Source organism: Mesorhizobium sp. FG116 (assembly GCF_057809835.1).
In genome coordinates this window covers 1-7,833 of record NZ_JBMDKS010000053.1, presented here as the reverse complement: position 1 = coordinate 7,833, position 7,833 = coordinate 1, and the positions used below count along the sequence as shown (strand labels likewise).

The following is a 7,833-nucleotide window of genomic DNA, read 5'->3' as shown; positions in this document are numbered from 1 at the left end:
CGTCATTCGCCGTTGTGGCCCGCGGAACCTGCCGTAGCTGTGATCGCGGCCAAGGACGTATCGAAATCCTGTTGGACCTGTCTGCCGGACTTTATGCCTGGTCGACGAAGTTCGGGAACCACGGGCCAGAAAATTGTGGTCGGCACTATCGGCGGTCTCGGGCCGACAAATCGCAACGATGGTGGAGCAGTTGGCGCAGGCGGAGATCGCTCTGACATCGCTGAGCTGCATCGACGATACAGGACCCGTTTGCCTGTTCGCATTCCAGCAGATTGTCGATGGACTGATGGAAGGCGGTTACGCCTGGGCCGAAGGGAGAATTGAATGAAGATTTCGATCGCCGCGGCAATGGCGTTGGGTGTGGCTGCGGCAGGATGCGCGTCACCGATCGAACCGTTGAGCTATTCCGTTCCACGTCCGTGGGCAGGGCTGAAGCTGACGCGATGCAAGGCGTACGGGACATTTTCGGAATGCCAGCTGGTGCAAACATCCGCCTCGCATTTCCAGCCATATCGGCTCGGTCCGGTGCAACAACAGAACCGTCGACTCCAGACCCTGAGCGACGAGTATCAATACCAGATCACCGGTTGCTACCAAATTGGGCGCGTGAACAGGCCATTGCCGAATTACTTGTGCCGTATCGTCGGGTATCCGACTGGAGCAGACGCGGGATCGGTCTTCGTCAAAGGCGGCACGGCGGTCAACCTGGGCAAATTTCTCGGCGACCAGGAGCAACTGCGTTATCGGCGGAAGCGTGATCCTTGGGAGCGAAATGGCCCCTGACTGTGGCCCCTGCACGATTGATGAAGTTGGAAATCTGGCACAAAAATTATACGATAGTGATATTTTTGGCTTGACTGGAGCATGCTGGATTATACTAGAGTGCAATCCACAGTCCAACGCTCCGGGATCAAGAATGCGGCTTTTGACGAGGAGAGCGACGCGATATTCCAGCGTCCACGGCTTGAGGGCCGTCGCGCTTTTGTGCGCGGTGATGCCCCTTCATGCGTTCGGTGGGGATCTGGAAAGTCGACCCTCAGGCACGGCGACCGCGCTGAGCGATCAGGCATTTTCCGCCCGCGCCGGCGGAGATGCGGCGCAGAGCACAGTGGCGAAAGCTGTCCCCGTGCCGATCCGGGTGAGGGCCATTCGAGCAAGTGCCAATGTCTTTGCTTATCGGCCCGAGCCTCTTCAGGTTGAGCCGCAGCAGGATCTGTCGGCTGAAAGCATCGCAAATGCCGCGGGTTTGAGGCGATCGTCAGAGACTGGCCAAGTCGATGCGAAGGTACGGCCAGACCTGCTGGTCGGCATGCCCGCGAGTGTGGCGCGATTGATCGTCCAGGTGGCGTACGAAGAGGGCGTCGATCCGAATTTGATGCTTTCGATCGCCCGAGCCGAGAACGGCGCTTTCGATCCCGAGGCGATCAGCGGGGCAGGGGCGATCGGGATCATGCAGATGCTGCCGGAAACGGGAACGGCATATGGCGCGAGCGACTTGACGGATCCGGTGCAGAATGTGCGCGCTTCGGCGAGATTCCTGAAAGTCCTGGTCGACAAGTATGCCAATCCGGTGCTCGTTGCCGCCGCTTACAATGCCGGCGAGCCGAAGGTGGACGTCCGCACATCGCTGCCCCTGATCCGCGAAACGGCTGATTACGTGACGCGGGTGGTGGGGCTTTATACCCACGCATATACGCCCGGCGACATCGCGGCTGTCAGACGGATGCACGAAGGCTTCCCATCAAACGGGAAACTGAGGGCGGCGAAACGAGGGGTCTCGAACGCCGCGCGAGCGACGATGCTGGTGTTTTCCGCAAGCGGCCCTGCGCCTGAAGAGTTGGATGCGGCTGGGCAGATACAGCCCCTGGACGGGCCTGTGAAAGTCAAAGAGGAAGGCAGCCTATGAACAGTATGAAGACATTTTGCGGCGGGCTGAAAGACGCCGCCCGGGCGGGGTGGAATTCACCGCGCGGCAAGCGGGTGATCGTGCATTCGACGATGGCGGCGGTGAGCGCGGGAATCCTGTTCATGTCGGCGATCGAACCGGCAGCAGCGCAGAACTTGCAGGCCCTGCAGAACGCCGCCGATCGTATCGTCCAGTTCTTTACCGGCCCGTTTGGGCGCAGCATCGGCGCGATCGCCTTTATCGGCATGTTTCTAGCCGCGGCATTTGGCTACTGGAGCTGGGGTGCGCTTTTGCGGGTAGGCGGTTCGCTCGCCGGCATGTTCGCGGCGGCCGAGCTTGTCGACTTTCTAGCCGGCGGCGCGCGGTAAGCGCCTACATCGTCATGGCAAACAGGGATGAAGATGAGATCGTGGACACCTATCGGGTCATCCTGGCGATGACGCGGCCGCCGACGGTGATGGGCATCCCCTACACCTTCTTTCTGGCTGAGTGCTTCACCTCTCTCATGATGTTCCTGGCGCTCGGCTCCATTCTCTGGTTCCCGGCCGCCTTCATCGTCCAGCATTCGATTTTATACGTGGTGAGCACGAAGATCGATCTGTGGTTCTTCGACATCCTGCAGAAGCACAGTGCATGCGGCGTCAATCCGCTCGGAAGGCGGATTGGAGGCCGGATCAGGACATACGGGAAATGACCACAGTTGCGGTTGCCTTGCGGTCAAACCTTAGTCGGGGATGGGACATCTTCGTCGACAAGGGTGTCTCGACGCATGTGCCGTACTTCGCGCCGATCGAGAACGGGATCATCCGGCTCAAGAACGACTGTCTCGTGACTACGTTGCGCCTTAACGGCTTTTCCTTCGAGACCGCGGACATTGACTACGTTAATCTGCTGCAGCGTCAGCGCAACACAGCATTTCGGGCGATTTCGAACCTCGGCAGCTTTGCGCTGTACACCCATGTCGTACGACACAAGGTGAAGCCGTCGCTGCCGGGCAACTTTGCCGATCCCTTCATGGCCCGCATGGACGCGGTCTATCAGGACAGCATCTCAAAGAACGAGATGTTCGTGAACGACACTTATGTGTCGCTGGTGGTGCGACCCGTGTTCAAGAAGGGCACAGTTTTGAGCCGCATCCTGGGCGCCGGCGGCTCAGTGGTGGCGCGTGAGCAACTTCGCCATATGCGCGACAAGTTGCTCGAAGCGACGCGAGCGCTGGAGAAGAGCCTCGACCCGTACGGGCCGCAGGTCTTGCGCGATGTAAAGCGCGTCGAGGCGACGATGCCGGATGGCCGGCGGATCTATCGCGACGTAAGCGAGGACATAGTCCTTGATCCGGATGCGCGTGTCGTCTGGTTTTCCGAGCAGTGCGAGTTTTTCTATACCCTGCTCAATGCGGGCAAAGTTCGGCCGATGCTCTTGAGCAACATGCCTATCGACGAGATGGTACCGTCGCGTCGGACCACATTCGGCAATCGCACGATCCACCTGGAGGGAGACACCCGGGGCGAGGATCGCTATGCCGCGATGATCTCGCTGAAGGAGTACCCACCGGAGACGGGCGCCGGGATGCTCGACTATGTGCTCAAGCAGCCCTTCGAGATGGTGGTCACGCAATCTCTGTCATTCGTTGACGATCAGGCCGCCCGTTACAAGATCGATCGTCTGGATCGACAATTGTCGAAATCCGATGAAGGCGGCTCCTCTATCCAGAGCGATCTCGATTTCGCGCGCGACCAGCTGGCGCGGAAGAACGTGGCGTTCGCCGAACATCATCTGACCGTGATGCCGATCGCCAGGAGCATGAACGCCCTAGACGAGGCGGTGGCCGTGATAGGTTCGGAGTTCGGCGCCCTTGGCGCCAGCTATGTGCGCGAGGACCTCAATTGCGAACCGTGCTATTGGGCGCAGTTGCCCGGCAACCAGGCCTATATCGCCAGACGGGCAACGATCTCGACACTGAATTTTGCCGGCCTGTCGTCGTTCCATGCCTATCCCTATGGCAAGCTGGACGGCAACCATTGGGGCCCGGCGATCACGATTTTTGAGACGACGTCTGGGACACCGTTTTTCTTCAATTTCCATCAGGGCGATGTCGGTCACACGACGGTGTTTGGCCCAACCGGCTCCGGCAAGACGGTGCTGATGTCGTTCCTGATCAATCAGGCCTATCGGGTCAATCCCGAGCTGAAAGCCGTGGTTTTCGACAAGGACCGCGGACTGGACATCATGGTGCGCGCCGCAGGCGGCACGTACATGACGCTGGAGCCGGGGGAGCCGTCGGGCTGGAACCCTCTGATGATGGAGAACACGGAAGAAAATCGCGTGTTTCTCTATCGACTGATCAGCTTCATGCTGAAGCCGAACCGCGAGGGTGAGTCACTGACCCCCCAGGAGGAGCAGATCATCCGCTCCGCGATCAAGCAGATCATGTCCTCTGGCGATGTGAAGTTCCGACGCATGTCGGCACTGCGCTCGCTTCTCGCGGGATCGCAGCGCACCGAATCCGGCCTGATGGCGCGGCTCGATAAGTGGGTCGAGGACGGGCAATACGCCTGGCTGTTTGATAATGCCGAGGATCGCCTGGACATTTCCAGGCCGATGATCGGCTTCGACATGACCTCGATACTGGAAGATCCGCAGGCACGGACTGCCGCGCTTCTCTACATGTTTCATCGCCTCGACAAGATTTATGACGGCAAGACGCCGGTGATCAATCTGATGGACGAGGCCTGGAAGCTTCTCGACGACGAGGAGTTCAAGCGCTCGATGAAGGACTATTTCAAGACCATCCGCAAGCGCAACGGGATGATCATCTTCGGCACTCAGTCCCCTGACGACGTGGTGCGCTCGAACGTGTCGCGCACCATCATCGAGCAGACCTCGACGAACATCTTCTTTCCGTTCCCAAAGGCTGACGAAGAGAGCCTCAAGAAGCCGTTCGGTCTGTCGGATGCCGAATTCACCTGGGTCAAGGAAGGCGATCCGGCTGAGCGCTTCGTTCTGATCAAGCACGCGCGCGACAGCGTCGTGGCGCGTGTCGACATGAGCCACATGATGGATTTCGTGAAGGTGCTGTCCGGCCGCGAGGACACGGTGCGCCAGGTCGAAATGCTGCGCGAGGAACATGGCGAGGACCCGCGCGACTGGCTGGACAAATTCTGCGACTGGAAGGGGTGAGACGATGCTACGACCGATGCTGTGCGGGACGATAGCGGCGGCATTTCTGGCGACTGCAACGCTGTCGTCGGCGCATGCGCAGGTTCCGGTGATTGACAGCGCGCGGCTGAAAATCCAGCAGACGACGCAGCAGTGGTACGACAACTACCGGAAGAACCAGCAGACCACGCGCGGCAATTCGGGCGACACGACGAACAGCTATGCACCAGGGCAGGGCATCGGCGGAATGGACTGCTCGTCCTTTGGCGGCGGCGCTGGCTGGGGCAGCGAGATCGGACCGAACAATCCGCGCAATGCAAGCCAGGAGCAGGTCCGGCAATTGGTCGCGGACGAAGCCCGGCGCCAGGGGATCGATCCGAATTTCGCGATGGCGATCGCCGAGCAGGAATCGCGTTTCCGTCAAAGTGCGGTTTCCGCGGTCGGCGCGCGCGGCGTGATGCAGTTAATGCCGGCAACCGCCGCCCAGCTCGGCGTCAATCCCTACGACCTTCGTGACAACATTCGTGGGGGGGTCGCGTATCTGAAACAGATCATGGGCACGTATCCTGGACGGCTTGATCTGGCGGCCGCCGGCTACAATGCGGGACCGGATCGACAGTCCCTGCGCAACGGCAACATACCGCAGATTCCCGAGACCCAGAACTATGTGAAGATGGTCAGCCAGTACTACAACAGCAACAAGCGGCAATATGGCGACCAAAGACCGATGGGGGTTCCGGTCCCTCAGATGGTCTCAACACCAGCGGGCTGCGGCGAAGCCATAAAGAAGGCGATGGACCGCAACACCGAGGCGCAGCTGCAGCGGGCCGAGACGTGGAACACTTTCGTCGGCAAGGCGCTTGAGGCGAACCAGCTGAAGCAGCAGACAATGCTTGGGCAACTGAAAGAGGCGTCGGCGTTCCTGAGGGGATCCGGCACCGGTCAAAACGGCAATTTCGGTGACGGCTCCGGCGAGATCAAGATCGCCGAAATCGCCTGCCCATCGACGGTGGTGAACACGGGGTCGACGCGTTGCTATGCGGTCCCACCGCAATCGTCGACCACCGATATCCAGCGACTGCTTCGGTATCTGCAGGAACAGGCGCGGATACAGGGGCTCAATGCCACCTTCGGGGCGATGGACGACGACGTGGTCGGGCTGGTCGCGATCGTCGACAGCCGACGCGCTCAGTGAGTGATCTGAACGGTAACGAAGCGAAAGGACGTGAAACGATGAAGACGATCATTCTTGGAAGTGCGACCGCACTGCTGTTGTCGACGGCGACGTTTGCGCAGATGCCTGTCACGGACGGCGCCAACACGGCGGTCAACGAGAAGATCAAAGCGCTGACCTCGCAGATCCAGTCGGACACGACCATCATCAAGGACAACACGACGCGGACGCTGCAGGCGATCACCGGCGACAGGACGCAGGATGCCAGCCAGTTCTCGTCGCTCGCGACCGGCGGTGGCTTCACGATGAGCCAGGCACCGGATTTCGGGGCGATCCTGCAGGGCAATCAGGCATCGTTCGGCGGGATTGGCGGGCAGTACCAGAACATGGCGGCTCAGGTCATCAATGGCCTGAACCTCGTCAAGATGGTGAAGGACGCGGTGACCGGCGGCGAGCTCACCGGCGCGAACCAAGCGTACAATCAGGGGGTCCAAACGCTCACGGCCTTGACCGCGATGACGGACGCCATGAACGCCGCGTCGAAGGAGCGCACAAGCGCGTTCACCAATGCCGCCGGCCAGATCGGCACCGCCCAGGATATGAAGGGGGCGCTGGAGCAGAACACCCAAATGGTGTTGCAGGGAAACCAGACCGCCAACGAAGCGGTGGGTGCCTTGAACAATGCCGTGGTGCTGGAATCTCAACGGTACAAGGCAGCACTTTCCGAGCAATCGCAGTTTCTGAAGACTTTCGCCGCAGGTGCCGCACGTAGACATAACGGCCAGCACCAGGAGGGTCAGTCGGTCAGGAAGCAACTTGAACAATTCGAAGCTCAATCGCAGTGAAACTACTCGGCTCCATCCTATTGGCAGCTTGCCTGATTGGTCTTGCCGGTTGCGCCGGTCCGAAGGAGCGTTTGGCCAAGTGTTCGCCAGATGAAAATCCGGTCAGCGAATTGGCGTACGGTGAGGATTCTAATACCAGAACTGCTGGCGGGATTATTGTCCAGCAGATGAGCGATGACTGTGGCCCCATGAGGCCGGTGAACCAGTTCTAATCGGAGGCTACCAGATGGATCCGAGGGACGGGCTGACCAATTTCTACGGCACTGCACTCACCTATTTCGACAAGATCAACCAGGATACCATCGAGCGGGCCTGGGGGCTGTTTGCCGAGAACAAGGGACTCGTCACCTCCCTGCTGGCTCTGTTTCTGATCATCTATTTCCTATGGGGAGCATTGGGCCGAACCCATATCAGTTTCCAGGACATGGCCATCACCGGCTGCAAGGTCGCGCTTTCCTATGCCTTCGTGATGTCTTGGTCGGTCTTCCATGAGGAAGTTGGCAGGCTGATCCTGGAAACGCCGGAGCAGCTCGGCGCAGCACTTTCCTCGCGCATGGCCGGGATCGCCGGCGGCGCCAACATGGCGGATCAAGTGCGTCAGGTCGCCGAGAAAGTCTATGAGTTCGCCTCTGCGATCGCGACGGCGCAGGCCGGTGGATGGATCGGCTCGATCGTCGGCGCGTTGCTCGACCTGTTCATTGTTGGCGGCGGGTTGATCCCCATGCTTCTGGTTCTGACCGGTGTGACGC

At 60.0% G+C, this 7,833-nt stretch carries 9 protein-coding genes; all 9 read left to right on the top strand.

The genetic code is table 11. The annotated features are described in order from the left end of the window. Nucleotides 1-178: 178 nt before the first annotated feature. Nucleotides 179-328 carry a hypothetical protein gene (locus ACODTY_RS22735; protein WP_488996452.1) on the top strand — a complete coding sequence of 50 codons (150 nt, stop codon included), beginning with the start codon at nt 179-181 and terminating at the stop codon, nt 326-328. Further along, nucleotides 325-783 carry a hypothetical protein gene (locus tag ACODTY_RS22730; protein ID WP_488996451.1) on the top strand — a complete coding sequence of 153 codons (459 nt, stop codon included), beginning with the start codon at nt 325-327 and terminating at the stop codon, nt 781-783. Before ACODTY_RS22735 ends, ACODTY_RS22730 begins: the two co-directional genes overlap by 4 nt. Continuing rightward, nucleotides 773-1,906 (top strand): lytic transglycosylase domain-containing protein, encoded by a 1,134-nt coding sequence (locus tag ACODTY_RS22725; RefSeq protein WP_488996450.1) that lies wholly within the window; start codon nt 773-775, stop codon nt 1,904-1,906. Before ACODTY_RS22730 ends, ACODTY_RS22725 begins: the two co-directional genes overlap by 11 nt. After that, complete coding sequence (locus ACODTY_RS22720) at nt 1,903-2,274, top strand: TrbC/VirB2 family protein (protein WP_488996449.1); 372 nt, start codon at nt 1,903-1,905, stop codon at nt 2,272-2,274. Before ACODTY_RS22725 ends, ACODTY_RS22720 begins: the two co-directional genes overlap by 4 nt. 41 nt (nt 2,275-2,315) lie before the next feature. Beyond that, nucleotides 2,316-2,600: a VirB3 family type IV secretion system protein gene (locus tag ACODTY_RS22715; protein WP_488996448.1), complete on the top strand. Its 285-nt coding sequence runs from the start codon at nt 2,316-2,318 to the stop codon at nt 2,598-2,600. Continuing rightward, nucleotides 2,597-5,086 carry a VirB4 family type IV secretion/conjugal transfer ATPase gene (locus ACODTY_RS22710; protein ID WP_488996447.1) on the top strand — a complete coding sequence of 830 codons (2,490 nt, stop codon included), beginning with the start codon at nt 2,597-2,599 and terminating at the stop codon, nt 5,084-5,086. Before ACODTY_RS22715 ends, ACODTY_RS22710 begins: the two co-directional genes overlap by 4 nt. A 4-nt stretch (nt 5,087-5,090) precedes the next feature. After that, a complete protein-coding gene (locus ACODTY_RS22705; protein ID WP_488996446.1) occupies nt 5,091-6,260 on the top strand; it encodes a lytic transglycosylase domain-containing protein in 1,170 nt (389 codons plus the stop codon). A 38-nt stretch (nt 6,261-6,298) separates the two neighbouring features. Next, complete coding sequence (locus tag ACODTY_RS22700) at nt 6,299-7,084, top strand: conjugal transfer protein (RefSeq protein ID WP_488996445.1); 786 nt, start codon at nt 6,299-6,301, stop codon at nt 7,082-7,084. 226 nt (nt 7,085-7,310) lie between these two features. Then, nucleotides 7,311-7,833, top strand: a 523-nt coding sequence (locus tag ACODTY_RS22695) for a type IV secretion system protein (protein WP_488996444.1), incomplete at its 3' end; no start/stop codon positions are given.

Excerpts from the sequence above, each read along its gene's own strand:
- ACODTY_RS22725 (WP_488996450.1), top strand. The coding sequence starts at position 773 with ATGGCCCCTGACTGTGGCCCCTGCACGATTGATGAAGTTGGAAATCTG.
- ACODTY_RS22700 (WP_488996445.1), top strand. The coding sequence starts at position 6,299 with ATGAAGACGATCATTCTTGGAAGTGCGACCGCACTGCTGTTGTCGACG.
- ACODTY_RS22735 (WP_488996452.1), top strand. The coding sequence starts at position 179 with ATGGTGGAGCAGTTGGCGCAGGCGGAGATCGCTCTGACATCGCTGAGC.
- ACODTY_RS22720 (WP_488996449.1), top strand. The coding sequence starts at position 1,903 with ATGAACAGTATGAAGACATTTTGCGGCGGGCTGAAAGACGCCGCCCGG.
- ACODTY_RS22730 (WP_488996451.1), top strand. The coding sequence starts at position 325 with ATGAAGATTTCGATCGCCGCGGCAATGGCGTTGGGTGTGGCTGCGGCA.
- ACODTY_RS22710 (WP_488996447.1), top strand. The coding sequence starts at position 2,597 with ATGACCACAGTTGCGGTTGCCTTGCGGTCAAACCTTAGTCGGGGATGG.
- ACODTY_RS22705 (WP_488996446.1), top strand. The coding sequence starts at position 5,091 with ATGCTACGACCGATGCTGTGCGGGACGATAGCGGCGGCATTTCTGGCG.